Annotated in this window: 29 protein-coding genes and 3 pseudogenes; 11 read left to right on the top strand and 21 right to left on the bottom strand. The window is 61.6% G+C overall.

Annotation, left to right across the window (positions count from 1 at the left end; all coding sequences use genetic code 11):
* Positions 1-101: 101 nt before the first annotated feature.
* The 12 genes from rplQ to CCONF_RS02110 form a co-directional block, all read right to left on the bottom strand.
* On the bottom strand, positions 102-623 hold the full coding sequence (rplQ, locus tag CCONF_RS02165; RefSeq protein ID WP_070768228.1) for a 50S ribosomal protein L17: 522 nt from the start codon (positions 621-623) through the stop codon (positions 102-104).
* Between the two features lie 64 nt (positions 624-687).
* On the bottom strand, positions 688-1,698 hold the full coding sequence (locus tag CCONF_RS02160; RefSeq protein WP_070768227.1) for a DNA-directed RNA polymerase subunit alpha: 1,011 nt from the start codon (positions 1,696-1,698) through the stop codon (positions 688-690).
* Positions 1,699-1,764: 66 nt separating this feature from the next.
* Positions 1,765-2,370 (bottom strand): 30S ribosomal protein S4, encoded by a 606-nt coding sequence (gene rpsD, locus CCONF_RS02155; RefSeq protein WP_290224750.1) that lies wholly within the window; start codon positions 2,368-2,370, stop codon positions 1,765-1,767.
* 23 nt (positions 2,371-2,393) lie between these two features.
* Complete coding sequence (gene rpsK / locus CCONF_RS02150; RefSeq protein ID WP_070768225.1) at positions 2,394-2,798, bottom strand: 30S ribosomal protein S11; 405 nt, start codon at positions 2,796-2,798, stop codon at positions 2,394-2,396.
* A 3-nt stretch (positions 2,799-2,801) separates the two neighbouring features.
* On the bottom strand, positions 2,802-3,170 hold the full coding sequence (gene rpsM / locus CCONF_RS02145) for a 30S ribosomal protein S13 (RefSeq protein WP_290224747.1): 369 nt from the start codon (positions 3,168-3,170) through the stop codon (positions 2,802-2,804).
* Positions 3,171-3,351: 181 nt separating this feature from the next.
* A complete protein-coding gene (gene infA, locus CCONF_RS02140) occupies positions 3,352-3,570 on the bottom strand; it encodes a translation initiation factor IF-1 (RefSeq protein WP_004566852.1) in 219 nt (72 codons plus the stop codon).
* A gap of 252 nt (positions 3,571-3,822) precedes the next feature.
* Positions 3,823-4,683, bottom strand: coding sequence for a L,D-transpeptidase (locus CCONF_RS02135; RefSeq protein ID WP_435384083.1), 861 nt, complete (start codon positions 4,681-4,683; stop codon positions 3,823-3,825).
* Between the two features lie 144 nt (positions 4,684-4,827).
* The gene (gene map / locus CCONF_RS02130; protein WP_290226194.1) at positions 4,828-5,625 is read right to left on the bottom strand and encodes a type I methionyl aminopeptidase; all 798 of its coding nucleotides are present in this window, start codon (positions 5,623-5,625) and stop codon (positions 4,828-4,830) included.
* 16 nt (positions 5,626-5,641) lie between these two features.
* Complete coding sequence (locus CCONF_RS02125; protein WP_290224745.1) at positions 5,642-6,187, bottom strand: adenylate kinase; 546 nt, start codon at positions 6,185-6,187, stop codon at positions 5,642-5,644.
* Positions 6,187-7,512 (bottom strand): preprotein translocase subunit SecY, encoded by a 1,326-nt coding sequence (gene secY / locus CCONF_RS02120; RefSeq protein WP_290224743.1) that lies wholly within the window; start codon positions 7,510-7,512, stop codon positions 6,187-6,189. Before secY ends, CCONF_RS02125 begins: the two co-directional genes overlap by 1 nt.
* Before the next feature lie 258 nt (positions 7,513-7,770).
* Positions 7,771-8,436, bottom strand: coding sequence for a response regulator transcription factor (locus tag CCONF_RS02115; RefSeq protein WP_290224741.1), 666 nt, complete (start codon positions 8,434-8,436; stop codon positions 7,771-7,773).
* Entirely contained in the window at positions 8,436-9,077 is a 642-nt protein-coding gene (locus tag CCONF_RS02110; RefSeq protein ID WP_290226191.1) for a sensor histidine kinase, read from the bottom strand. Before CCONF_RS02110 ends, CCONF_RS02115 begins: the two co-directional genes overlap by 1 nt.
* 198 nt (positions 9,078-9,275) lie before the next feature.
* On the opposite strand from CCONF_RS02110, the gene CCONF_RS02105 reads away from it, so the two are divergent.
* Genes CCONF_RS02105 through CCONF_RS02095 form a run of 3 tightly spaced genes read left to right on the top strand, consistent with a single transcriptional unit; the run spans position 9,276 to position 11,617 of the window.
* Positions 9,276-9,962 carry an ABC transporter ATP-binding protein gene (locus tag CCONF_RS02105; RefSeq protein ID WP_290224739.1) on the top strand — a complete coding sequence of 229 codons (687 nt, stop codon included), beginning with the start codon at positions 9,276-9,278 and terminating at the stop codon, positions 9,960-9,962.
* Positions 9,959-11,401 (top strand): FtsX-like permease family protein, encoded by a 1,443-nt coding sequence (locus tag CCONF_RS02100; protein WP_290224737.1) that lies wholly within the window; start codon positions 9,959-9,961, stop codon positions 11,399-11,401. Before CCONF_RS02105 ends, CCONF_RS02100 begins: the two co-directional genes overlap by 4 nt.
* A 48-nt stretch (positions 11,402-11,449) precedes the next feature.
* On the top strand, positions 11,450-11,617 hold the full coding sequence (locus tag CCONF_RS02095; RefSeq protein WP_290224736.1) for a hypothetical protein: 168 nt from the start codon (positions 11,450-11,452) through the stop codon (positions 11,615-11,617).
* 144 nt (positions 11,618-11,761) lie between these two features.
* Here the strand turns inward: CCONF_RS02095 and rplO are convergent, their stop codons facing one another.
* The 6 genes from rplO to rpsH are packed head-to-tail and all read right to left on the bottom strand — an operon-like array spanning position 11,762 to position 14,402.
* Positions 11,762-12,211 (bottom strand): 50S ribosomal protein L15, encoded by a 450-nt coding sequence (gene rplO / locus CCONF_RS02090; RefSeq protein ID WP_070768216.1) that lies wholly within the window; start codon positions 12,209-12,211, stop codon positions 11,762-11,764.
* Positions 12,212-12,218: 7 nt separating this feature from the next.
* Positions 12,219-12,404 (bottom strand): 50S ribosomal protein L30, encoded by a 186-nt coding sequence (gene rpmD, locus CCONF_RS02085; protein WP_290224733.1) that lies wholly within the window; start codon positions 12,402-12,404, stop codon positions 12,219-12,221.
* A gap of 3 nt (positions 12,405-12,407) precedes the next feature.
* Entirely contained in the window at positions 12,408-13,028 is a 621-nt protein-coding gene (rpsE, locus tag CCONF_RS02080; RefSeq protein WP_290224731.1) for a 30S ribosomal protein S5, read from the bottom strand.
* Positions 13,029-13,062: 34 nt separating this feature from the next.
* Positions 13,063-13,464, bottom strand: coding sequence for a 50S ribosomal protein L18 (gene rplR / locus CCONF_RS02075; RefSeq protein WP_070768213.1), 402 nt, complete (start codon positions 13,462-13,464; stop codon positions 13,063-13,065).
* Positions 13,465-13,467: 3 nt separating this feature from the next.
* On the bottom strand, positions 13,468-14,004 hold the full coding sequence (rplF, locus tag CCONF_RS02070; protein ID WP_290224728.1) for a 50S ribosomal protein L6: 537 nt from the start codon (positions 14,002-14,004) through the stop codon (positions 13,468-13,470).
* Positions 14,005-14,018: 14 nt separating this feature from the next.
* Complete coding sequence (gene rpsH / locus CCONF_RS02065; protein ID WP_290224725.1) at positions 14,019-14,402, bottom strand: 30S ribosomal protein S8; 384 nt, start codon at positions 14,400-14,402, stop codon at positions 14,019-14,021.
* A 355-nt stretch (positions 14,403-14,757) separates the two neighbouring features.
* On the opposite strand from rpsH, the gene CCONF_RS02060 reads away from it, so the two are divergent.
* The 5 genes from CCONF_RS02060 (at position 14,758) to CCONF_RS02040 (ending at position 19,216) form a co-directional block, all read left to right on the top strand.
* On the top strand, positions 14,758-15,006 hold the full coding sequence (locus CCONF_RS02060; RefSeq protein WP_290224723.1) for a DUF6457 domain-containing protein: 249 nt from the start codon (positions 14,758-14,760) through the stop codon (positions 15,004-15,006).
* On the top strand, positions 15,006-15,845 hold the full coding sequence (fdhD, locus tag CCONF_RS02055) for a formate dehydrogenase accessory sulfurtransferase FdhD (protein ID WP_290224721.1): 840 nt from the start codon (positions 15,006-15,008) through the stop codon (positions 15,843-15,845). Before CCONF_RS02060 ends, fdhD begins: the two co-directional genes overlap by 1 nt.
* A gap of 361 nt (positions 15,846-16,206) precedes the next feature.
* Positions 16,207-17,400 (top strand): quaternary amine ABC transporter ATP-binding protein, encoded by a 1,194-nt coding sequence (locus CCONF_RS02050; RefSeq protein WP_290224718.1) that lies wholly within the window; start codon positions 16,207-16,209, stop codon positions 17,398-17,400.
* On the top strand, positions 17,401-18,291 hold the full coding sequence (locus tag CCONF_RS02045) for an ABC transporter permease (protein ID WP_290224714.1): 891 nt from the start codon (positions 17,401-17,403) through the stop codon (positions 18,289-18,291).
* Between the two features lie 31 nt (positions 18,292-18,322).
* Positions 18,323-19,216: a glycine betaine ABC transporter substrate-binding protein gene (locus tag CCONF_RS02040; protein ID WP_290224712.1), complete on the top strand. Its 894-nt coding sequence runs from the start codon at positions 18,323-18,325 to the stop codon at positions 19,214-19,216.
* A 98-nt stretch (positions 19,217-19,314) separates the two neighbouring features.
* On the opposite strand, the pseudogene CCONF_RS02035 reads toward CCONF_RS02040, so the two are convergent.
* Positions 19,315-19,677 (bottom strand): annotated as a pseudogene (locus CCONF_RS02035) (formate/nitrite transporter family protein); the annotation flags it as partial.
* A 58-nt stretch (positions 19,678-19,735) separates the two neighbouring features.
* A pseudogene (locus CCONF_RS02030) lies at positions 19,736-20,982 on the bottom strand (IS256 family transposase).
* A gap of 146 nt (positions 20,983-21,128) precedes the next feature.
* Here CCONF_RS02030 and CCONF_RS02025 point away from each other — a divergent pair.
* A pseudogene (locus CCONF_RS02025) lies at positions 21,129-21,643 on the top strand (formate dehydrogenase accessory sulfurtransferase FdhD); the annotation flags it as partial.
* A 141-nt stretch (positions 21,644-21,784) separates the two neighbouring features.
* Here CCONF_RS02025 and CCONF_RS02020 read toward each other — a convergent pair.
* The gene (locus CCONF_RS02020) at positions 21,785-22,570 is read right to left on the bottom strand and encodes a formate/nitrite transporter family protein (RefSeq protein WP_290224710.1); all 786 of its coding nucleotides are present in this window, start codon (positions 22,568-22,570) and stop codon (positions 21,785-21,787) included.
* A 377-nt stretch (positions 22,571-22,947) separates the two neighbouring features.
* Between CCONF_RS02020 and CCONF_RS02015 the strand changes: the two genes are divergently transcribed.
* Both CCONF_RS02015 and CCONF_RS02010 read left to right on the top strand, forming a co-directional pair.
* On the top strand, positions 22,948-23,778 hold the full coding sequence (locus CCONF_RS02015; RefSeq protein WP_290224708.1) for a hypothetical protein: 831 nt from the start codon (positions 22,948-22,950) through the stop codon (positions 23,776-23,778).
* 356 nt (positions 23,779-24,134) lie between these two features.
* On the top strand, positions 24,135-25,172 hold the full coding sequence (locus tag CCONF_RS02010; RefSeq protein WP_290224705.1) for a hypothetical protein: 1,038 nt from the start codon (positions 24,135-24,137) through the stop codon (positions 25,170-25,172).
* Positions 25,173-25,427 lie beyond the last annotated feature (255 nt).

Here is a 25,427-nt window from a genome sequence, read left to right as displayed (position 1 = left end):
GGTCCTATCCCGCGCTGGGCGCGGACACCACAGCACAAAGAAACCGCCCGGCCTTACCGCAGGTGCGGAGTGGACGGACGGTTTTACTGAGTCAGAAGGACTTACTTGTCCTCAGCCTCGGCCTCAGCCTCAGCAGAAGCCTCGGTGGTCTCCTCAGCCGAAGCCTCCTCAGCGGCCTCCTCGGACTTTTCAGCCTCAGCCTCTTCGGCCTCGGCCTGCTTGGAGGCGGCGGCACGGGTAGCGCGGTTAGCCTCGGCGGAGACGGTCTCCTCGGTCACCAGGGAGATCTGGGACATCGGAGCGTTGTCGCCGGCGCGGTTGTCCAGCTTGATGGTGCGGGTGTAGCCGCCGTCGCGGTTAGCGAACTTCGGGGCAAGCTCATCAAACAGGTAAGCAACAACATCCTTGTGCGGGATGAGCTTCAGAACCTGGCGGCGGTCGGCAACGGAGCCGGACTTGGCCTTGGTGATGATCTTCTCGGCGTAAGGACGAAGCATCTTCGCCTTCGCATCGGTGGTCTTGATAGCGCCGTGCTCGAACAGGCTGACTGCCAGGTTGCTCAGCAGGTGAGCTTGCTGGGCAGCGGAGCCGCCGAGACGGGCACCCTTCTTCGGGGTAGGCATTATGTACTCCTCGTTAGCGTTTTAAATGAGCGCTGCAGCCGGCGGGGCCGGCGCACTAGCTTCTTTACTCGGAATCGTCTGCAGCCGGATCCTTAAAGTCACCGGTTTCAGCGTCGTAACCTTCCAGCTGGGTGGGGTCGAAGTCTTCCGGAGTGTCCTTCAGAGCCAGACCCAGGTTAGCCAGCTTGATCTTTACCTCATTGATCGACTTCTGACCGAAGTTGCGGATATCCAGCAGATCGGACTCGGTGCACTCGGCGAGCTCACCGACGGTGTGGATTTCCTGGCGCTTCAGGCAGTTGTAGGAGCGAACGGAGAAGTTCAGGTCTTCAATCGGCTTGCTATAGGCAGCGATGAACTCCGTCTCCTGCGGGGACGGGCCGATCTCGATGCCCTCGGCGGCCGTGTTGAGTTCGCGGGCCAATCCGAACAGCTCGACCAGGGTGCCACCGGCGGAAGCCAGGGCGTCGCGAGCAGTGATGGAGTTCTTGGTCTCCACGTCGATGATCAGCTTGTCAAAGTCGGTGCGCTGCTCAACACGAGTTGCCTCGACCTTGTACGAAACCTTGAGGACCGGGGAGTAGATCTGGTCGACCGGGATACGGCCGATTTCCCCAGACGTAGCGGCGGCCGGCACGTAGCCGCGGCCGCGCTCTACGACGAGCTCCATATCCAGCTTCGCGGTGTCATTCAGGCTGGCGATGTGCAGATCCGGGTTGTGGATCTCCACGCCGGCCGGCGGCTGAATGTCGCCCGCGGTGACCTCGCCCGGGCCTTCCTTGCTCAGGTACATAACGACCGGCTCCTCGGAGTCCGACGACAGTACCAGGCCCTTGATGTTCAGGATGATCTCGGAAACGTCTTCCTTGACCCCGTTGATGGTGGTGAACTCGTGGAGAACGCCATCAATCTTGACAGAGGTCACGGCTGCGCCCGGGATAGACGACAGCAAGGTGCGACGCAGGGAGTTGCCGAGGGTGTAACCGAAGCCCGGCTCGAGCGGTTCGATGACGAACTTGGAACGAGACGAGTCGATGAATTCCTCGGAGAGCTGAGGACGCTGGGAAATGAGCATTGAAATTCTCCTTTTCGACGCCCGCTATATGACGTCGGTAGAGGGATAAAGATGACTTTTCGAAGCTTACTTCGAGTAAAGCTCGACGATGAGCTGCTCCTGCAGCGGGATGTCGATTTGTGCGCGCTCGGGCAGCTGGTGCACGAGGATGCGCAGGGTCTCCGGAACGACCTGTAGCCATGCCGGAACGTTGGCGTCGGCCAGGCGGTCCTGGGCCTCTTCGAACCATTCCATCTTCTGGGAACGCTCACGGACATCGATGATGTCGTACTGCGTCACGCGGAAGGACGGAACGTTGATGTTCTTACCGTTGACGGTGAAGTGGCCGTGGGAGACCAGCTGACGGGCCTGGCGGCGGGTACGAGCCAGACCAGCGCGGTAGATCACGTTGTCCAGGCGGGACTCCAGCAGGATGACCAGGTTGTCACCGGTCTTGCCCGGCAGACGGTTGGCCTCTGCGTAGTAGCGACGGAACTGACGCTCCAAGACACCGTAGGTGTACTTTGCCTTCTGCTTTTCCTGCAGCTGCAGCAAGTACTCGGATTCCTTGATGCGGTTGCGGCCAGCCTGTCCCGGAGGGTACGGGCGGCGCTCAAACGCCATGTCGCCGCCGACCAGGTCGACGCGAAGACGGCGGGATACACGGGTAGCGGGGCCGGTATAACGAGCCATAGTTTAGTTACCTCTTCCTTCCCTTAAACGCGACGACGCTTCGGCGGACGGCAGCCGTTGTGCGGCTGCGGAGTCACATCCGAGATCGAGGACACCTCCAGGCCGGCGGCCTGGAGCGAACGGATTGCGGTTTCGCGGCCCGAACCCGGGCCCTTAACGAAAACGTCAACCTTCTTCATCCCGTGCTCCATCGCCTTGCGGGCGGCGGACTCGGCAGCCATCTGAGCTGCGAACGGGGTGGACTTACGGGAACCCTTAAAGCCGACGTGGCCGGAGGATGCCCAGGAAATCACAGCACCGGTCTGATCGGTGATCGAGACGATGGTGTTGTTGAAGGTGGACTTGATGTACGCGTGGCCTTGGGCCACATTCTTCTTTACGACGCGACGGCCGGAACGGCGGGCGCCGGAACGAGTCTTTGGAGGCATGAATTACTTCTTCTTTCCTGCGATCGTCTTCTTCGGTCCCTTACGAGTACGAGCATTGGTCTTGGTGCGCTGACCACGAACCGGCAGGCCACGACGGTGGCGCAGGCCCTGGTAGCAGCCAATTTCAATCTTGCGGCGGATGTCAGCCTGTACCTGGCGGCGCAGATCGCCTTCTACCTTGTACTCAGCCTCGATCGCGTCACGCAGGGCCGACAGCTGGTCATCATCCAGGTTGTCGGTACGCAGGTCGGGAGAGATGCCGGTTTTTTCCAGCAATGCCTTGGCACGGGTGTTCCCGATGCCATAAATGTAGGTGAGAGCGATCTCCATGCGCTTGTTGCGCGGGAGATCAACACCAGCTAGACGTGCCATGTGGCTTGTCCTTTCGGGTTTTTACGGTGGTTTTCTCCTTACCCGTCCCCTACCATTTCGCGCGCTGCCCGGACCGTGCCGGTGCCAGCACGAAATTGTGGTGGGGCTCAAGCCACCGTGGCCTGAGGTAGAAAAAGCGACCGACCTTGCGGCCACCCTTGGGTAAGGAGGCTTACTGTCTTTACTTGTAGCGGTAGACGATGCGTCCGCGGGTCAGGTCGTAAGGAGACAGCTCAACAACTACCCGGTCCTCAGGGAGGATGCGGATGTAGTGCTGACGCATTTTGCCCGAAATGTGGGCAAGAACCTTGTGTCCGTTGTCAAGCTCGACACGAAACATTGCATTCGGCAAGGGCTCGATAATGCGGCCCTCGACCTCAATTGCGCCTTCCTTAGCCATAACCTCAACTTTTCTAGCCGCTGGCGACTAACCAAAGCGACTGCATGTATTTGTCTACTGCCTGGCGTTTATTGTGCGGAGAGTTCCGCGCACATACACCAAACAAAGAGCATACGCGCTAACGACACGAATTCCAAACCCATGCCGCCGCCCTGGTGTGGCCGGGCATTCCGCGCCCACGAAAAGGCCCGCCCCACACCATAAGAGGCGGTGCGGGGCGGGCTGGGGAAGTTTCAGATGTCGAAGCTTCGCTTAGTAGATGAAGACCTTGTCACCAATCTGCAGGTCGTTGAAGTAACGGATAGCAGCCTGGTCCGGCAGGCGGACGCAGCCGGCGGAGTCGTAGGCCGGGCTGCCCAGGTGGAAGGCGTGGCCGTTGTTGGTGAAGTAGATGGCGTAAGGCATCGGGGCGTTGTTGAACTCGTAGGAGATCTCGTCCTTAACCTTACGGTTGACGTGGAAGGTGCCACGCGGGGTCTCCTGGCCCGGCTTGCCCGGGGCCATGGAGGGGGCGACGTAGGTGACATCGCCGTTCTTCTGCAGCCAGGTGCGGCGGCCGTCCAGGTCGACGCAGACGGCGGCGTCGGCCGGGCACGGGCCACGGTTGAAGGCGTTGCGCTGGCGCTCCTGCTCCGCCTTGCGGGCAGCGGCCTCGGCGGCAGCCTTCTCGCGGGCGGCCTGCTCAGCCTGGGCGCGCGCGGCAGCCTCGCGGGCGGCCTTGGCCTCGGCTTGCTTCTGGGCCACCAGGCCCGGGAACAGAGCGTTCAGGACGTTGTCGACGACCGGGCGCAGGGCGTTGACGGCCTGCGGGTTGAGCTTGTTGACCTCATCGAGCATCTGGTTGCGGGTGTTCCAGGCCTGTTCGCGAGCCCCGCCGAAGAACTTGTCAGCCTCGTCCTGCACCTGCTTGGACAGCTGGTCAATGTTCGGCAGTTTGGAGCTACCCTGGTTCAGCTGAACCTGGGAGGACAGTTGGGCCGGGTCCGGCATTTGCTGGGCGTGGGCGTTCGGTACGCCACCAATCAGGGTGACGGCCATAGCCACCGTGACGGCCAGCGCTAAGGCAGCGCGACGGAAAGCCAGGGGGACGGCATTGAAGCGGGATTTCGACATGCTGAAAATTATAGACCTCTGCCCTAGGAATTTCCCAGCCGGGCGTGAACGTTACCAAATCGTAGCCGCGCTCGGGCGTATCCCGCTCGGCGCCGCCGCGCGCTGCCTGGGGGTTTTCGGGGCCCTGATCCTAGTACGACCGGGCTACTTGCCGTAGCGCGGGGTCAAAATCCGCGGACCGTCGGCGGTAGCGGCGATGGTGTGCTCCCAGTGGGAGGCCAGCGAGCCGTCCTCGGTAATGACGGTCCAGTCGTCGTCCAGGACCACGGAGTTCTCGGTGCCCAGCGTCAGCATGGGCTCGATGGCCAGCACGGAACCTTCCTGGATATAGGGCCCGCGGCCCGGGCGGCCCTCGTTGGCCAGGTAGGGCTCCTCGTGCATGGTGCGGCCGATTCCGTGGCCGCCGTAGCCGTCGACGATGAACAGCTCGACGCCGAATTTCTCCTCGGCGGCCCAGGTGGCCAGCTCGAGGGCGTGGGAGACGTCGGTCAGCCGATTGCCGGGCATCATGGCCTTGAGCCCCTCGGACAGGACCCAGGCGGTGGCATCGTTCAGCTTGGTCGCCTCCGCGCTGACCTCGCCGACGGGGAAGGTCCAGGCGCTGTCGCCCACCCAGCCGTCGAGGGTGGCCCCGCAGTCGATGGAGACCAGGTCGCCTTCGGCCAGGACCGTCTCGTCATCGGGGATGCCGTGGACGATGACGTCGTTGACGGAGGCGCAAATGGAGCCTGGGAAGCCTTCGTAGCCTTTGAAGGTGGGCTGCGCCCCCGCGCCGCGGATGAGTTCTTCTGCGACGGCGTCGAGCTCGCGGGTAGATACGCCAGGCGCCGCAGCCAAGCGCACGGCCTGCAGGGCGCGGCCGACAATTTCGCCGGCCGCCTGCATGGCGTCGAGTTCGCCCGGGGTGCGGGCGGGGATGCGTTTGCTGCGGCGCGAGAAGATGGAAATGGCTCTTAACCTACTTCCCCAGTGCTTCCATGGCGCGGGCGTTGATCTCTTCGACCTCGCCCTCGGCCTTGATCGGGATGATGGCGTCACCGTAGTGCTGGATGAGCGGGAAAGTCTCATCGCGGTAGACGCCCAGGCGGGTGCGGATGGTGTCCTCGGTGTCATCCGCGCGGCCGCGGGCCAGCATGCGCTCGACCACGACGTCCTCGGACACCTCGAAGTTCAGCACGCCATCCAGCTCCAGGCCCTTGTCGGCCAGCAGCTTGGTCAGGATATCGGCCTGCTCGACGGTGCGCGGGAAGCCGTCCAGCAGGAAGCCCTTGGCGGCGTCGTCCTGCTCGAGGCGGTCCTTGACCATGCGGGCGGTGACGTCGGTCGGCACGAGCTGGCCGGCGTCCATGTAGGACTTGGCTTCCTTGCCCAGCTCGGTGCCCTCGCCGATGTTGGCGCGGAAGAGGTCACCGGTGGAGATGTGCGGGATGCCCAGCTTTTCGCTCAAGATAGCGGCCTGCGTGCCCTTGCCGGCACCGGGAGGTCCAAGGAGTACGTAACGCATTATTTCAACAGTCCTTCGTAGTTCGATTGCAGAAGCTGGGACTCAATCTGCTTGACGGTAGTCAAGGCAACAGAGACCATAATCAAGATCGCGGTACCACCGAAGGCGGTCATGCCGCCGCCCTGGGAGTTCCCCACGCCGAAGTCCAGCAGGATGTTCGGCAGGATAGCAATGATACCCAGGTAGGCAGCGCCCACGAACAGCAGGCGGTTCATCACGTAGCCCAGGTACTCGGCCGTCGGGCGGCCGGGGCGGATGCCCGGAATGAAGCCACCGTACTTCTTCATATTATCCGCTTGCTCCGCCGGATCGTACTGAACCGAAACGTAGAAGTAGGCGAAGAAGATGGTCAGCACGAAGTAGAGCACGATGTACTGCCAGGACGCCGGGCTCTGCAGCCAGGAGATGACGTTGCGCTGCCACCAGTTGTCCGGGGTGACCGCGTTGTTGGAGTTGACAATCTGGGTGATCAGCACCGGCATGTAGATCAGCGAGGAGGCGAAGATCACCGGGATTACGCCGGCCTGGTTGACCTTCAGCGGCAGGTAGGTGGAGGAACCACCGTACCGGCGGCGGCCCACCATGCGCTTGGCGTACTGGACCGGGATGCGGCGCTGCCCCTGCTCGATGAAGGTGATGCCGATGACTAGGACGATGACGCCGGCGACGATCATCGCGAAGACCAGGCCGCCGTTGTTCTGCAGGATGTTCATGCCGTCGGTAGGCAGACGGGTCGCGATACCTGCGAAGATCATCAGGGACATGCCGTTGCCGATACCCTTTTCGGTAATCAGCTCGCCCATCCACATCACGAGCACGGCGCCGGAGGTCATCACTAGCACCAGCACCACCAGATCGAAGATGTTGCGGTCCGGAACCAGGACCTCCACGCCCTGGCCCAACAGCTGCTGACGGTCGGCCAGGGCGACGATGCCGGAGGACTGCAGCAGCGCCAGCGCCACGGTGAGGTAGCGGGTGTACTGCGTCATCTTGGTCTGCCCAGACTGGCCTTCCTTCTTCAGCTGCTCGAAGTGCGGGATGACCACGGTCAGTAGCTGCACGATGATGGAGGCCGTAATGTACGGCATGATGCCGATGGCAAAGATCGACAGCTGCAGCAGCGCGCCGCCCGAGAACAGGTTGATGACGGAGTACAGGTTGCCAGATTCTTCCGTCAGGTCGCGCAGACGGCCCGCGATGGCGCCGTAGTCGACGCCCGGGGACGGGATCTGCGCGCCGATGCGGTACGCAATGATCATCATGATCGTAAAGATGATCTTCTTGCGCAGATCGGCGTCCTTAAATGCCTGGATAATGGCGGACACTACACAATCCTCCTGGCCTACCGAGGGCGTGCGCAGAAAAATACCGCCCGCGTCTCACGCGTGCCGGTGCCCTTCTACTGCCTCGAGGTGGATACTCATTTGACCCGCTGGGCGAGGCCAGGCCGCCGCCCGCGGCGCGCGCGGTGAAGGCAGCCTGGTTAGCCCTCCGGGTGGGATGAACAGTTTTGACCCCATTACCCTACCAGCCGCAAAAGCATTAGCCCCAATAGCAGCGGCATAAACGCGATTAGGCTCGCCTTAGCCGGGCAGCTGGCGCTGCGCGAGATAGCGCAAGATGGCCTTGACCCGCCGGTTTTCCTCCGCCGGGTCCAGGCGCAGTTTCAGGAAGATATTGCTCACATGTTTTCCCACCGCCGCGGTCGATAGAAACAGCTGGTTCTCGATCTCCCGGTTGGACAGCCCGCAGGACATCAGCTCTAAGACCTCCCGCTCCCGCGGGGTGAGCTCGCCGATGCCGCTGCGCGCCGAGTTCATCAGCGCCTGCGCCACCGTAGGGTCGATGACCACGCCGCCGGCGGCCACCGTGTCCAGGGATTTAAGGAAGTCCGCCACTTCCGATACCCGATCTTTGAGTAGGTAGCCGGTCCCGCCGTCGGTGTTATCGAAAAGCTCCACGGCATAGGCCGGGGCCACGTACTGACTCAAGACCACGACCGCCAGGCCCGGAAACTCCTGCCGCAGGCTCACCGCGGTCCGCAGGCCGTCATCGGCCATGCGCGGCGGCATCCGCACGTCCGTGATTAAGACCTCGGGGAGCTGGCCGGCGGCGGCCAGCTCGCGCACCAGGCCGACCAGTTGGTCGGCGTCGCTGGCCTGGCCGACGACGCGGTGCCCGCGGCGCTCCAGCAGCCCGGCCACGCCTTCGCGCAGCAGCGCGGAATCATCCGCGATAGCGATCTGCATTATCCGATCCCCGTTTCTCCTCGTTCCAACAGCAGCGGAATGACCGCCGCCACCCGCGTGGGCCCGCCCGCCGGCGAGGTCAGTTCCAGCCTGCCGCCGAAAGCCGCCAGCCGCTCGCGCATCCCGACCAGGCCACAGCCCGCAGTCAGCTCGGCCCCGCCCGGGCCCTCGTCCACCACGGTGATGCGCAGGTTGGCGTCGGCGGTGACCAGGACGCTGACCGCCGCGCCCGGGGCGTGCTTGGAGGCATTGGTCATGGCCTCGGTGGCGAAGAAATAGGCGGCCGCCAAAATGCTGGGTTGCAGATCCGGCAGCGGGTGCGGGGCGCGGACGGCGACGTGCGGGCCCAGCCCCACCGCGGCATCGTTCAGCGCGGCCACGAGCCCGCGGTCCGTGAGCACCTGCGGCTGGATGCCGCGGACAGTCGCGCGTAGGCTGGCCAGCCCGTTATCGATGTCCTCCTTGGCCGCGCGCACCAGCTCTGCCTCGGTGCCGCCCAGGTCCAGCAGAGCCTCGCCCAGCTTGATGGAGGCCGCCACGAGGTACTGCTGGGTGCCGTCATGCAGGTCCCGCTCTATGCGCTGGCGCTCGATTTCGTAGGCGTCCGCGATCGCCCGGCGGGCGCGGGTAAGCTCGGCCAAGCGCTGGGCTTGCGCCCGCTCCTGCGCGCGCTCGGTGGCGGCCGGGGTGAAGGCCGCGCGCGGGTTATGCTTCCACGGGAGTTTCACACTGACAAACTTTAACGCCTACGCTTTCGGTGGGGGTAGGGCCAGCCCTACCCAGAAATCTAGGACCGCCCCGCTTCTGCGCCGGCGTTTTCCTACGTTGAATAGGTAGACATGACCACCACATTGAAACTCAACGACGTCACCAAGAATTTTGGCGGCACCGATGTCCTCTCCGGCATCACCCTGGAGCTTTCCTCGGGTGAAACCGCCGCCATCATGGGCCCGTCCGGCTCCGGCAAGTCCACCCTCTTGCACTGCATGTCCGGGGTCCTGCTCCCCACCACCGGCCGCGTCCACTTCGGAACGACCGACCTGACCGAACTCAACGACGGCGACCGCTCGCACCTGCGCCTTAGCTCCTTCGGCTTCATCTTCCAGGACGGGCAACTCCTACCGGAGCTGACCGCCGCGGAGAATATCGCGCTGCCGGCTACCTTGACCGGCACCTCCCGCCGGAAGGCCCGGCGCCGCGCCGTCCACCTCCTAGATCAGCTGGGCCTGGGCGAGTTCGCCGACCGCCGCCCCGGGCAGCTGTCCGGCGGGCAGGCCCAGCGCGTGGCCATCGCCCGCGCGCTGGCTACCGAGCCCGCGGTCATCTTCGCCGACGAGCCGACCGGGGCGCTCGACCAGGCCACCGGGCACGACGTTATGCAGATGCTGACCACCCTGGTGCGCCAGCAAGGCTCCACCCTGGTCCTAGTCACCCACGACGCGCAGGTGGCCGACTGGCTGGACCGGCGCATCGAGCTGCGCGACGGCATCATCCACGACGACCGCCAGCTGGGGGCCGCCCGATGAGCACTCCCACCGCGTCCGCGACCTCCCGTCCCGCGCCGGCACGCACCCCCATCGGCAGCCTGACGCTGCAGCTGTTCCGGGCCTCCGTGTCCTCCCGCACCGGCACCGGCACCCTGACCCTGCTTTCGCTCGGCTCGCTGACCGTGGGCGCGACCATCGCCTTCCTCGTCGCCGGCGGGACGTACATGTTCTACCGCCGGGGCGAAAACGCTCACTTCCAGGCCGGCTTGGACACCTCCCAGCCGGGCATGGACGCCCACACCTGGACGGTCTTGGCCCTGACTGCCTGCGCCTTCCTCGTTCCTGCCCTGTTTAGCCTCATCTCCCAGGCCGCCGTCACCAGCGCCGCCGGGCGGGAGCGGCGGCTGGCCGCCCTGCGGCTCATCGGGCTCAGCGCCCGCGACATCAGCCGCATGACGGTGCTGGAGACCGGCATCAATGCGGTGGTCGGCACCGCGCTCGGGGCCCTGCTTAGCGCGCTGCTGGTCCCCGCCTTTTCCACCCTGACCTTTATGGGGATCCCCCTCTCCCCGTCCGAGCTCTACCTGCCGTGGTGGGGCTACCTGGCCGTCGGATCCGCGCTCATCGTCCTGGCGTTGGCCGCCGCCCTGGCCGGGATGCAGCGGGTCGCGGTGAGCCCGCTAGGGGTAGCCCGGCAGCAGATGCCCCGCGCCCTGCGCTGGTGGCGCGCCGTGGCCTTCCTGGTGCTCGCCGTCGCCCTGCTGGTGGGAGTCAACCAGTTCGAGCCATCTGCCGGTCTCGGAGATATGCTCGCCGTCGCCGCTTTCCTCCTCCTGCTCATCGGCACTCTAAACCTCATCGCGCCGCTCTTCCTCCAGGTCAGCGCCTGGGTGGCAGGTACCTTAGGCTCTGATGCGAACTTCGTCGCCTCCCGCCGGGTGGCCACCGGGGCCCGGGCGGCCTGGCGGCGGGTCTCCCCGAGCGCGCTCTTCGGCCTCTTGGCCGGCTACATGATCGTCTCCCCCTTCGGCGACGACGACCTGAGCCAGTCACTGCGGGAAAACCCGGAGACCTCCATCATTTTCCACGACGTCTTTACCGGGATCATCCTGACCATCTCCTTCGGCTTCTGCATCATGGCGATGTCCATCCTGCAGGGCCAGGCGCACGAGGTCTTCGCCAACGCTGACCTGACCCGCAGCCTCCGACTGATGGGACTGCGCCCGGGCTTCCTCACCCGCGTGGCCGCCTACGAGATCTTCGCTCCCCTCATCTTCGTCAGCCTGCTCGGATTTACTTGGGGCGCGGTCATCGGCCTGGTGATGCTCTCCAGTGCTGGGGATCTGGAGATCGCCCCGCGCCTGGCCAACGCCGGGCTCCTGCTGGGCGCCGGATGGCTGGTCGTGGCCGTGGCGTTTATCGCCGTTATCCCCCTGCGGAATCGGGTAGCCCGCCACGCCACCCGCAAAAACGACTAGGCTGGCAGGACAGACAACCGTTAGCCGTTAAAGGAAGGAATTCTATCTATGGCTACCACTAAGCTTCACCCCACCCGCCGCCTGGCGGCCGTCGCCCTGACCGCGCTGCTCGCCGTGGGCGGCGCCGCCGCCTGCGACGACTCCTCCCGCAGCGAGAACGAGCACGACGTCTCCTCCACCGAGCCCTCCGCGCCGGCCTCCGGAGACTCCAAGTAAACTGTCGCGTCGCTTACCTGGCGCTTGCCGAATTTGCGCCATAAGCGCTGGAGTGGCGGTCAAGACATAGAAAAATCCCACCGTCGGCGTCCCGGAAACGGGAACCCGGCGGTGGGATTGTTGTTTAGTAGGTCTTAAAAAGACTTACTTGGTCGCGGTGGTGGAACCACCGGCGGCCTCGATCTTCTCCACAGCGGACTTGGAGAACTTGTCAGCGGTGACGTTCAGCTTGACGCTGATTTCACCGTTGCCCAGGACCTTGACCGGCTGCTTAGCTCGGACCAGGCCAGCGGAGACGATGTCTGCGACAGTGACGTCGCCGCCGTTTGGGAAGGCCTTGGCCAGGTCGGACACGTTGACCACCTGGTAGTCGACCTTGTTCGGGTTGCGGAAGCCCTTGAGCTTCGGCAGACGCATGTGGATGGGCATTTGGCCACCCTCGAAAGCAGCCGAAACCTGCTTACGTGCCTTAGTACCCTTGGTACCGCGGCCGGCGGTCTTACCCTTGGAAGCTTCACCGCGGCCGACGCGGGTCTTAGCCTTGTTTGCACCCTTGGAAGGGCGCAGATCGTGCAGCTTGATGATATCAGCCATGATTTATCTACTCCCCTGCCACTTCTTCAACGGTGACCAGGTGACGCACCTTGTTAACCATGCCGCGGATGACCGGGGTGTCCTGCTTAACGACGGACTGACCGATCCGCTTGAGGCCGAGGGCCTCAATGTTGGCGCGGTGGTTCGGCTTGGTGCCCACCAGGCCCTTAATTTGAGTAATCTTCAGAGCCATTGTTTATGCCTCCTGACCTGCGCGACGGCGCAGCATACGGGCCGGGGTGACCTCCTCGACGGACTTGCCGCGGCGAGCGGCAACTTCCTCGGGGCGGACCAGTTGCTTGAGGCCGTCCACGGTAGCGCGGACGACGTTGAGGGCGTTGTCGGAGCCCAGGGACTTCGACAGAATGTCCTGCACGCCGGCGCACTCCAGCACCGGGCGGGCGGCGCCACCAGCGATGACACCGGTACCGGGGGCGGCCGGCTTCATCATGACGATGCCGGCGGCGTCGCGGCCCTCGACCGGGTGGGTGATGGTGCCGGCGACCATCGGGACGCGGAAGAAGTTCTTGCGAGCTTCCTCGGCACCCTTCTGGATGGCGGCCGGGACTTCCTTGGCCTTGCCGTAGCCGACGCCGACCATGCCCTGGCCGTCGCCAACGACCACGAGAGCGGTGAACGACATGTTGCGGCCACCCTTGACGGTCTTGGAGACGCGGTTGATGGTCACAACGCGCTCGATATACTTATCGCGCTCGTTGTCCTGGTTACGACGATCGTTGCGGCGGTTGTGGCCGCCGCGGTTGTTGTTCTTGTTCTCGGCGGAGCGTCCGCCGTCACGCTGTTCACGGTCCGACATTAGGCGTTCCTTCCGTTGATGTTTCCGTTGACCATTAGAACTTCAGACCGCCTTCACGTGCGGCCTCAGCCAGAGCTGCGACGCGACCGTGGTACTTGTAACCACCGCGGTCGAAGACAACCTGCTCGATGCCAGCTGCCTTGGCGCGCTCTGCGATCAGCTCACCCACCTTGGAAGCCTTAGCCTTCTTGTCGCCCTCGAGGGCGCGGATGTCCGCTTCCATGGTGGACGCGGAGACCAAGGTGTGGCCCGCCAGGTCGTCGATGACCTGGACGTGCATGTGGCGGGAAGAGCGGTGGAGAACCAGACGCGGTGCCTCCGGGGTACCACGCAGGGTCTTGCGGATACGGAAGTGACGGCGGGCGCGTGCCTCGCGACGACGGCTAGAGATGTCCTTGCCGACTGGAGTGCGCTTGTTGTTTTCAGTGTTTGCCATTGCTTACTTACCCGTCTTTCCGACCTTGCGGCGGATCTGCTCGCCTTCGTAACGAATGCCCTTGCCCTTGTAAGGATCGTCCTTACGCAGACGGCGAATGTTCGCGGCGATCTGTCCGACAGCTTGCTTGTCAATGCCAGTGATGGAGAACTTGGTGGCGCCATCAGTTGCGAAGCTGATGCCCTCCGGAGCCTCAATGAGGATCGGGTGGGAGTAGCCCAAGTTGAACTCCAGGTTCGAACCCTTCTGCTGAACGCGGTAGCCGACACCGAAGATTTCCATCTTGATGGTGTAGCCATCGGTCACGCCTACGACGGCGTTGTTGATGAGGGAACGAGACAGGCCGTGCAGGGCACGGTGCTTGCGGTGATCATCCGGGCGGGAAACGCGGATCTCGTTCTCCTCCACGGCGACGGTGATCGGCTCCGGGACCTCGACGGTCAGGGTGCCCTTCGGGCCCTTGACCTCAATGGTCTGTCCGTTGATCTTGGTTTCGACGCCGCTCTTAACGGCGATGGGTGCTAGACCGACTCGAGACATGTGTCATACCTCCCTTACCAGACGTAGGCGAGAACTTCTCCGCCTACGCCCTTCTCCTGAGCCTGACGATCGGTCAGCAGACCGTGGGACGTGGAGATGATAGCCACGCCCAGTCCGCCAAGGACCTTCGGCAGGTCGGTGGACTTTGCATACACACGCAGACCCGGCTTAGACACGCGGCGCAGACCGGACAGGGAGCGCTCACGGTTGTTGTACTTAAGCTCGAGGGACAGTTCGCGGTCCTCGACAGAGTAGTCAGCGATGTAGCCTTCCTGCTTCAAGATCTCAGCGATGTTGGCCTTGATCTTGGAGGTCGGCATCGACACGGTGTCGTGGTGCGCATGGTTTGCGTTACGCACGCGCGACAGCATGTCGGCGATAGGATCAGTCATAGTCATATGAGTGACCGTGTACCTTTCTCGTTGCGGTTCCCGTGCTCACCAAAGCGTTCTCCGTGTGATTTCGGGCTACTCACGCTCCCCACGGTCAATACCGTAAGGCGCTCGCCACCCTTTGATTCAGACAACGGTCCGCTATCTACGGCGAGGGGCCTACAACAAAGTTGATGTTCAGTTCTTGCAACGGCTCGGCGCTTTCTGCAGCTCAGCGTGCCAAAATTCACAATAATTGGGGCACGCCGAAGCCTCGGCGCAAGCACGAGGTACTATCCTACGCCATAACCTGGGGTTTTCCAAATAGTCCCGCCCGATCATTAGAGTCAAGACCAGCACGAACGTAATTAAGGAGATGGCTATGAGCCAAACGCACGAGGACCCCATCCAATCCGCCCACGAGTGGCTGGAAGAAGCAGCCCGTCACCTTGGCCTCGACCCACAAAAGGCAACCGCGCTTACCCGCGAAATCCTGGACTTAACCAAAGACGTTGCCCATAATCGCTCCCGCCCGGCGGCCCCGCTTACGGCTTTCCTCGTCGGCCTCGCTTCTAGCGATGTAGACGAAGCACGTAGCAATGTTGACACCCTAAAGCAGGTGTTGCGGTAATGGCAGGACGCAAGAATTCCACTTTTGCTGTAACCAAAGTCCGCTTGGGAGAAGGCCTGCAAGTCGATACCCGCGCCGACACTGTTGCCGGCGAGGAGCCCCTCGAAATTCGCGTAGGCGGACAAACCATTACTACCACCATGCGCACTCCCGGCCACGACATCGAGCTGGCGCACGGTTTCTTGCATTCGGAAGGCCACATTGCCTCGCTTAACGACGTCTCCGAGGCCCGCTACTGCGCCGGCTCCACCGTCGATGGAATGAACACTTATAACTTGCTCGACGTCGATCTAGCCAAAAAGAATGTGCTGGACCTAAGCGATCTGCGCCTTACCACCACAAACTCCGCCTGCGGCGTCTGCGGTACCTCCTCTATAGAGGCATTGACCAAGCAAACGCGATACCCGATTCCCCACGTGCCGGTGGATCCCTATGTCATGGCCAAGCTGCCCGACGCACTTCGCGTCGAACAGAAGCAATTTAAAAGGACCGGCGGCATTCACGCCGCCGGTGCCTTCACCTTGGCCGGTGAACCGGTTGTCATCCGCGAAGATATCGGCCGACACAACGCCGCAGATAAGGTCATCGGTCACCTTCTGCTAGAAGATCGACTGCCTGCGGACGATCTCATCTTAGTAATGAGTTCGCGCGCCAGCTTTGAGCTCGTCCAAAAGGCCGCGATGGCCGGCTTCGGAATGCTGGTTGCCGTCAGCGCCGCCTCCTCCCTAGCGGTAAAAACGGCCCGCGAAACCGGCATGGCGCTCGTGGGATTTGCCCGCGGCGACCGCTTTAACATGTATTCCGGCGAGCTCACCTCCCTAAATACCACTACTTCATAGCCACGTTCGTGGGTAGCCAGTGTCATGCATCTACAAAATTTCAACTTTTTATACACTTGTTACACTGACCACCTCTAAGGATTGCCTGTCCAAATCTAGAACTCTTATACTGCTCTTTTACCAGTGGTTTAGCCCCTACAGCTTTAGCGACAGCCTATTTCTTCCAATCCAAACCTTAAGTTAAATTCCACCTGTGAACCGCTTTCAGATTGGCTGTCAATACGAATCGTGACATCGTAGGTAGGTGGAGAAACTCGTGATCAATTCATCGTCGCATAAAATCTAGCGGCATTTATTGTCTCCACCACCCGGCCGCGGGTTCCTCCTTTAAATTTTTTCTGCGCAATTTCAGGAGGACTGTATGGCAGGAATTTCAGCGCAAGGACTCTACAAAGTCTTTGGTGATAAACCCGACAAGGCAGTTACGGCTCTGAAAAATGGCACCAGCCGCGAAGAGCTTATGAAGCAGGGCAATACTGCCGCCGTAATTGATGCGTCCTTTGATATCGAGCCAGGGGAAATCTTTGTGGTGATGGGCCTGTCCGGCTGCGGAAAGTCCACTCTTATCCGCATGGTTAACGGGCTTTTGCCGGCCACCGCCGGTTCCCTCGAAATCGACGGAACCTCCCTGACTGAGATGTCAGAGGCCGAGCTACGCCACGTCCGTCGCGATAAAATTTCCATGGTCTTCCAGCACTTCGCACTTCTTCCTCATCGAACTGTTGCGGAAAATGCTGCATACGGCCTAGAGGTCAAAGGAATCCCCCGCAAAGAACGGGCGACAAAGGCCCACGAAGCCCTAGACATGGTCGGACTCAACGGCTGGGGAGATCATTTACCGGGCGAGCTCTCCGGTGGCATGCAGCAACGCGTAGGCCTAGCCCGCGCCCTAGCTGCAGACACAGAGGTGCTCCTCATGGACGAGGCTTTCTCCGCGCTTGACCCCCTTATCCGTAAGGAGATGCAGGACCAGCTCATGGAACTGCAGACCAAGCTCAACAAGACCATCCTTTTCATCACTCACGATCTGAATGAAGCCATGCGCATTGGCGATCGCATCGCGATGATGAGAGATGGCCGCATTGTCCAGATCGGCACTGCCGAAGAGATCCTGCAGAACCCAGCAAACAATTTCGTCGCCAACTTCGTTCAGGATGTAGATCGCTCTCGCGTTCTGGTAGCCGCCAATATTGCAGAACAACCCAAGGAAACCTTGGGTACCGGCCACGGGCCACTCGCCGCGCAGAAGTTGCTTCGCGAGACCCAGAATCCGTGGATGGTGGTTCTAGATCGCGAGCGCCACCCAGCCGGCGTCGTTTGGGAAGACGATATCGCCCGTGCGGTGCGCGAAGGCGTTGAGGAGTTGCCCATTGATCGGAGCAACACCATGCACGCCGTCAAGCAGGAGACCCCCATCCACGAACTCTTCCACCTCGCGGCGGATACCCCAACGCCGATCGTGGTTGTGGATAACGACAATCGCTTCCGCGGCGTTATTCCGCGAGTGACGCTGCTGGCGGCGGCCTCCACCGATTCGAAAGAGGTGAACGCCTAAATGGATGACAATTTCATCCCCCGCATTCCTATTGGTGACTGGACCAATGACGGCATCGATTGGCTCACGGACAATGCTACATGGCTCTTTGATGCTTTTAGCGCCGTGATGGAATTCCTCGTGGAGGGGTTTTCAGAGGCGTTGACCTCGGTACCTGTCTTGGTAATGCTCGGAATTTTCGTGCTTATCGCTTGGTTTTTCCGCTCTTGGCGTCTGGCTATTGGCTCTTTGCTGGGGTTCGTCTTGGTAATTGGCATGCGCCAATGGGAAACGATGCTGGAGACCATGTCATTGGTGCTCGTTTCCACTCTAACCGCCGTAGTCATCGCTATCCCCCTGGGTATTTGGGCTGCTAAGTCTCACACCGTGAGTGCCATCGTGCGACCCATTATGGACTTCATGCAGACCATGCCCGCCTTCGTATACCTCATCCCGGCAGTGACTTTCTTTTCCATCGGTGTGGTACCTGGCGTCTTTTCCACCATCATCTTTGCCCTGCCACCAGGGGTTCGCATGACCGAGCTTGGTATCCGGCAAGTGGATGAGGAAACTGTTGAAGCCGGCCGCTCTTATGGCGCGTCTTCCGGACAAATCCTTCGCGGCATCCAGCTGCCTTTAGCCATCCCCACCATTATGGCTGGTATCAACCAGGTCATTATGCTCTCGCTATCCATGGCAGTAATTGCTGGCATGGTGGGCGCAGATGGTTTGGGCAAAGAGGTTACCTCCGCCATTTCTACCCTGGATGTGGCCCAAGGCGTCGAGGCTGGCCTTGCAGTGGTTATCCTCGCTGTGTTCTTAGACCGCCTAACGGCCGCGTTGGGCAACCCCTCTCACTATCCTTCTTCGCTACTTTCCTTGCTGCGCAAGAAGAAAAAGACCAATGCTTAGACCTCCTCTCAACTCAAGAAAGGACATTTTCATGACTATCCGTAAGACAATCGCAGTTCTCTCAGCTGCTTCCCTGGCCTTCACAGCGGCCGCATGTTCTAATGACTCCGATTCTGAAGGTTCTGGCGGCGATAAAGGAACCATTACCATGGGCTACCTGCCTTCATGGACTGACGGCCTATCCACCGCCTACCTGCTCGAGAACAAGCTTGAAGCTGCAGGCTACGACGTAAAGCATGAAGAGCTTACCGACGCCGCTGTTCTCTACGCTGGCTTGGCCAATGGCGACATTGATATCTATCCCTCTGCATGGTCTGAAAAGACTCACGAACAGTACATGGACAAGTACTCGGATGATATTGAGGACCTAGGAAGCTACTATGACAACGCTATCCTGACGTGGGCTGTACCGGAATACATGGAAGAGATCAACTCCATCGAGGATCTGAAAGGCAAGTCCGCTGACTTTGATGGAACGGTTGTAGGCATTGAGCCGGGCGCTGGTCTGACCGAAGCTTCCAAGAAGGCCATCAAGGACTATGGCTTGGATGAAGACGGATACAACCTCTCCACCTCTTCCACACCAGCTATGCTTTCCGAGCTGCAGACCGCCGTGGATAATGAAGATGACATAGTAGTAACCCTGTGGCGGCCATTCTGGGCCAATTCTAAGTTCCCGGTGAAGGACTTGGAGGATCCGAAGGGCTCCCTCGGCGATCCGGAGTCCTTGCACTGGCTGGCTCGCAGTGATTTCAGCAATGATTTCCCAGATGTTGCTGAGTGGTTGGGAGATCTGAAGCTAGATGATGAGCAGTACGGTTCCTTAGAGGACACCGTGGTCAATCAGTACGATGAAGGCGAAGAGCCGGATGCTGTACAAGAATGGTTGGACAATAACCCGGATGTAGTCAAAGACATTGACTAACCTCTAGAAACAGCGAAGGCGCCGCGGCCAGTTTTCAGAACTAGCCGCGGCGCCTCTTTTCTCTCGTCAGACTTACCAGCACCATCCACGACGTCATCTTAGTCGCGGTAGGCCTCCGGTCCGCGGTTGAGCCAAGCATAAACCCCGCCAACCAAGAGTCCGCCCCCAATGAAGTTACCGATCCACACTAGACTCCAATTGAGCGCCACATTGCCCGCAGTCAAGGAAGCTGGCACCGGATCGGAAGCGAGAAGCGTGATGCTAAACAGGCAGAAATTGGCGATAATGTGCTCCAACCCTAATGCCACGAAGGCACCAATAATCGGGATAATCACAAAGAACTTCGAAGCCGCGTCCTTGGCAAAAATGGCTCCCACGATACCCATATTGACCACGAAATTCGCTGCAATTGCCTCACCCAACATGCCTTGCGGGGACTTGGTGAGCTTGCCTTCGGTCAAGTCCCGTGGAGTGGTGTAGCCGTTTAGCTTTCGGCTCGGTATGAAGTTCAGGGTTGGGTTAAGCGGTTAGCTGGCGGTGATCATTGTGGTCACCTCCAGGTTGGTCGCGATGACGCATGAGTCGTTTGGTGTGTTCGAGTGCTGATAGTGACATGTAGCGTTTTTGCTGGATCCAATCGTCGTGTTGTTCAGCAAGGACCGCGCCGACAAGCCGGATGATGGATTCGCGGTTCGGGAAGATGCCCACAACATCGGTGCGCCGGCGGATTTCTCGGTTTAACCTCTCTGTGGGGTTGTTTGACCAGATCTTTGACCACACTGGTTTCGGGGCTGCGGTAAACGTCAATACTTCATCGAGTGATTCCTCCAAGTAGGTCGCAACCTGCGGAAACTTCGGCACTAGTAGGTTGACAACCTCACGGGCTTGGGACCAGGTGGATGCGGCGTCGGGTTGCTGGAAGATGGTCTGGAACATCGCAGAGACCATCGGCCACTGGGTCTTGGGGACTTTCTCGTAGAGGTTTTTCGCGAAATGGGTGCGGCACCGCTGCCACGACGCATCGGGCAGCGCTTCAGAAATGGCATGCTGGATGCCTTCGTGGGCATCACTGGTGACTAAGTAGACACCGCGAAGCCCGCGGGCTTTTAAGTCTTGGAAGAAACCTTTCCATGACGCGTTGGATTCTGCTGTGGCGACATGCATGCCAAGCATTTCGCGGTAGCCGTCGGCGTTGACCCCGGTGGCCAAAAGGACGGAGCATTTGACCACGCGGCCGCCTTCGCGCACTTTGATCGTGAGCGCGTCGCACGACAGGTAGGTGTAGCCGCCGGGTCCAGTGGGCGGTTTTTGAAGTCGGTGACCATCTCGTCGAGTTCTTCCGACATGCGTGAGACTTGGGATTTCGTCATGTTGGCAATACCCAACGTGGCTACCAGGTCGTTCATTCTGCGGGTCGAGACGCCTTTGAGGTAGCAGGTTGCAGTCACGGTCGATAAGACCCGTTCTGCACGCGAGCGGCGCTCCAGCAGCCAGTCGGGGAAGAACGCGCCGTGGCGCAATTTCGGTACTGCCACATCGATTGTGCCGACACGGGTGTCGAGGTCGCGGTGGCGGTACCCATTGCGGTGGTTGACGCGTTGGGTGGAGGCGACGCCGTATTCGGCGCCGCAGACGGTGTCAGCTTGGGCGGAGAGGATCTGGTTGATAAACCCTTGCAGCATCTGCCGCATCAAATCTGGGGAGGCTTGGGCGAGCAGATCGTCCAAGTAGGTTGCCGGGTCGATAGAATGTGGTGCAGCGGTCATCGTCATGTGCCTTTCGGTGAGATGTGGTAGTTGAGTCGAAAGGTTACTGGCGGTGGCCGCCCCTGCTTACCCGGGGCCCACCGTCAGCAAGCGTTACACCACACTAAGGGACGCAACCGGAACTGGCGCGTCAGAACGTCATCGAGTTATCGGATCTGCGCCTGGGGCTGACGACCTCCGCGTGCGGGGTCTGCGGTACTTCCTCCATCGCGCAGCTCCAGCACAAGCTGCCCTACCCCATCCCCACTGGGACGTGGACCCGCAGCTCATCGCAACCATCCCGGACCGCCTGCGCGAGCACCAAAAACAGTTCAAAAAGACCGGCGGCATCCACGCCGCGGCCGCCTTCACCATGGACGGCGAACCGGTAGTCGTGCGCGAGGACATCGGCCGGCACAACGCCGCCGACAAGGTCATCGGACACCTGCTGCTGGAAGGCCGCCTACCCGCCCACGACCTGGTGCTGGTGGTCAGCTCCCGCGCCTCTTTCGAGCTGGTACAAAAGGCCGCCATGGCCGGCTTCCCCGCGCTGATTGCGGTCTCCGCCGCTTCCTCCCTTGCCGTCGAGACCGCCCGTGAGGCCGGCATGGCGCTCGTCGGCTTCGCCCGCGGCAACCGGTTTAAACTGTACTCCGGCCAGCTGGACCGCTCGCACGGCTAGACGCCCCGCACACGCACCACCAGATCACCAAGGCCCGCCGGGCACATACCCAGCGGGCCTTGTCCTCACCACGTGAGAACGCCCCGAAATTGGGAGACTTGCGGAGCCAAAAGGCGCGAGAGTCCTTGCCCCTGGCAGGGATTAGTCGCGGTATTCCTCAGGACCGTTGTTCAGCCAGGCGTAGACGCCGCCGATGAGGAAGCCGCCGCCGACCAGGTTGCCCAGCCAGACCAGGGTCCAGTTGAGCGCGACGTTGCCGATGGTCAGCGCGGCCGGGAGCGGATCCGAGCCGAAGGCGGTGAGCAGGAAGAGGCAGAAGTTAGCAATAACGTGCTCGAGGCCCAGGCCCACGAAGCAGGCGATGATCGGCACGATCATAAAGAACTTGGAGACGACCTCCTTGGCGAAGATGCCACCCACGATGGCCATGTTGACCACGAAGTTGGCCAGGATGGCCTCGACGAACATGCCCTGCGGGGTCTTGGTCAGCTTGCCCTCGGACAGGGTGACGATGAGGTGGCTGGGGTCCATGCCGGAGAATTTCGCCGACATGCCCATAGCCGCGGCGAAAAGAATCACGCCCACCAGGTTGAAGAAGGTCGTGACGATAAGCAGCCAGAGCCCCTTGCCCCAAGAAACCTGCTTGTTGACCGCGCCATAGACCATGTACATCATGTTGCCGGTGGCCAAGTCAGCGCCGAGCACCACGATGGCGAACAGGCCCAAGCCGAAGAGCATGGCGAATACCGGGGTGCCCAGGCCGGGCACGAGCTGCTCCACGGCGTTGCCCACGACGCCCGCGAAGGCAGTGCCCACGGTCAGGTAGACGCCCGCCAGGGTGGAGCGGCCGGCAAACCTACTGAAGGACTTGTCCAGCAGGGTCACTTTCTTATTGACGGCCGCGGCGGCCGAATCATTCAACGACATTGATTTCCTTTACTGCAGTTACGCGGAAGGGGCCACGCGGGCCTAGTACGCATAAAATTCTAAGGCTCTATACAGCAGTTGCATAATCAGGCAGCAAGTTTCCCATCACCCCAATCGTGTCTTTTGCAACTCCAATCACTCCAGGCACTATGGTTGTGTATATTCGTTCCGCCGGCCCCACCGGCGGGCCCCCTTCCCCTCCCCGCCTTACCCCTTTCGGAGCCACCTCGATGCCAAGCCACCGACACACCAGTGCCTGGGCCGCCTTACAAGCCCGAGACGACGCTGCCCGCCCGGATTCGCGCTCCACTGCCCTCCCACGCCCAAAAGCCACAAGCCCTCGCCGGAGCGCGGACACCGCCCCGCGGCAGCACCCTTTGGCTTTCCCGCGGCAGGAGGCTGCCGCGGCCCCGCCGGTTAGCAGGGAAGCCAACACCAGCCAAGCCAAGGCCCGGCCCGGATTGCTCCGCGCGTGGTCCGACAACGGCGCGGTCCGCGTCGCGGTCGGCCTCGTCGCTACGGTCGCACTGATCTTCTCCATCCAGCACACCGTCGACACCCCGGAGGAGATCACTCAGGCCCCACAGCTGTCGGCTCACACAGGTCAGTCCCCAGCTATCGCCCCGTCGCCGGCGCAGGAGATGTACGTGCCGGCGGTAGGCATTCACGCTAATTTCGACGCGGAGCCCTGCCGAGTCACGGACGGCGCCATCGATCCGGAAAACATGGACACCGCGTGCACGTATACCGCGGATGACCGCCCCTATTCCCTGCCCGGCACCACCGCCGAGGACCTTGTGGTGGTCGCCGGCCACACGGGCGCGGGTGTGCCCGGGGTCTTCGACAACCTCTACGACGGCGGCAGCGACGAGCACCGCGTCAGCGTGGGCGACAAGCTCTATCTGCGCACGGAGGCCTCCGGCGACGACTGGCTGGTCTATAAAGCAACTGACCTCCACGACCCCGACAAGGGTGGCCTGGCTGACGATACCGCCGTGTGGGGTGACGGTCCCCAGCCCGGGCGCCTGTTGACCATCAGCTGCATCCAGCCCGCCAACCTGTGGCAGCCGGCCGTCCGCAACGCGGTGGTGGGCTGGCAGCTGGAGTCCGTGGTCAGCCCCGACGCCGGCAACGATGCGCCGGACCAGGTCTCCCCGGACGAGGTCCAGCCCGTGCCCTACCCGGGCAAGGCCCCGGCCTCGGCCTAGCGGCAGCGCGCCGCGACCCGTACCGGCGTAAATATCTATACCCCCGAAATTTACCCCCAGCGAAGGAAGAGGCCTTAAATAATACCTTTACGCCGGGGCGATACGGGTTCTACACGCCGAAAGCTGTTCGATCCACTACCTAGCTGGAGATTTACCCAGTCCCGGGCATTTTCACTCCGAACCCTGTCTACCCTTTTAGGCCCCAAATTGTGCCGAAGTATTCAAAGTTGCTGAAGAGAAAATTGTTACGTCCTGTGACAAAAGTGGCTATTGGGGGGTAATCTCAGTTTCGATGGCGCCATGGTCCTCTATTCGAAATTGGCGCCTAGTCCCATCACTCTCAAGGAGAACCTCTCATGCAGAAGCTCACCCGCACCCTGACCGCCGGCGTCCTGGCCGCAGCTCTTACCCTGGGCGGCACCGTCGTCGCTCAGGCCCAGGAAAACCCGATGTCGCTCACCGTCGACGGCACGGAGTACTACAAGAACGCCGAGGGCAAGTACGTCTCCGGTTTCGGCGAGGATGCCACCGAACTGACCGGCACCGAGCTCGACAATGCCCTGAATGAGTGGCGCGAAGAAAACGACTTCACCTCCGAAGGCGAATCCGGTGACGCCGGCGAAGAAGGCACCCCCGCGGAAAACGAGGGCATCCCCGGCCCGGCCACCATCGAGGAAGTGGGCACCACCTGGTACCAGTCCGCCCAGGACAAGGGCGTCTACGTCGACGACCCGGCTAAGGTCAACGAGCCGGTCACCGACGAGATGCGCGCTGCTTCCCAGGCGATGCTGGACAACCGCGCCGCACGCGAGGAACTCGGCGACAACGAAGGCATCCCGCTCCCGACAGAAATCACCGATAAGGACGGCGTGACCTGGTACCAGTCCACCCAGGACAAGGGCGTCTACGTCGACGATCCGGCCAAGGTCAACGAGCCGATCACCGACGAGATGCGCGCTGCTTCCGATGCCATGCTGGCCGAGTACAACAAGCAGCAGGCGGAGGAAGAAAAGGACTACTCCAAACTGGCTTGGCTGGCCCTGCCGGCAGCCCTCATCATCGGCGGCGTGACCTGGTACCTGATGCAGGACGGCAAGACCTACACCCAGGACAAGTCCCGCGTGAACGAGCAGCCGACCGCAGAGGAAAAGGCGGCCTCCGAGGAACTTTTGGCCGCTAACAAGGACGAGGTCATCGCCCAGGGCGGCAAGCTGGACGAGGCCGCCTACGCCGGCGCCCAGAGTGCCGGCACCGCTCAGGACACCGCCACCGCCCCGCGCGGCATGGCCGCTGAGACCGGCTCCAACACTGTGGCACGCGGCCTCATCGCGCTGGCCGTCGTCGCCATGGCAGGCGCCGCCGCCTTCGTGGCCCGTCGCAAGTTCTTCGCCTAATTACGCGAAGCCGTAAACGCTAAAGCTCCCGTACTCACCAACTCGGTGACTGCGGGAGCTTTTCTATGCCCAGCTCAGCGACCGTAGCCGGTAAGCAGCCGCCGACACTCAGCAGGCGGCTATGCAGCTTTCTAAGCGACCTTATATCTCGGATACACCGCAGAGCGCACAGGACTCTGCTACGTATCGCAGTGGCACGGGGGCGTCAACTAAAGAGCGAAGCGGAGTCAACAAAGACAGAAGACAGAGAAGAAC

This window comes from Corynebacterium confusum, assembly GCF_030408715.1.
In the GTDB taxonomy this organism is placed as follows: domain Bacteria; phylum Actinomycetota; class Actinomycetes; order Mycobacteriales; family Mycobacteriaceae; genus Corynebacterium; species Corynebacterium confusum.
This window is presented reverse-complemented; position numbering and strand designations above follow the sequence as displayed.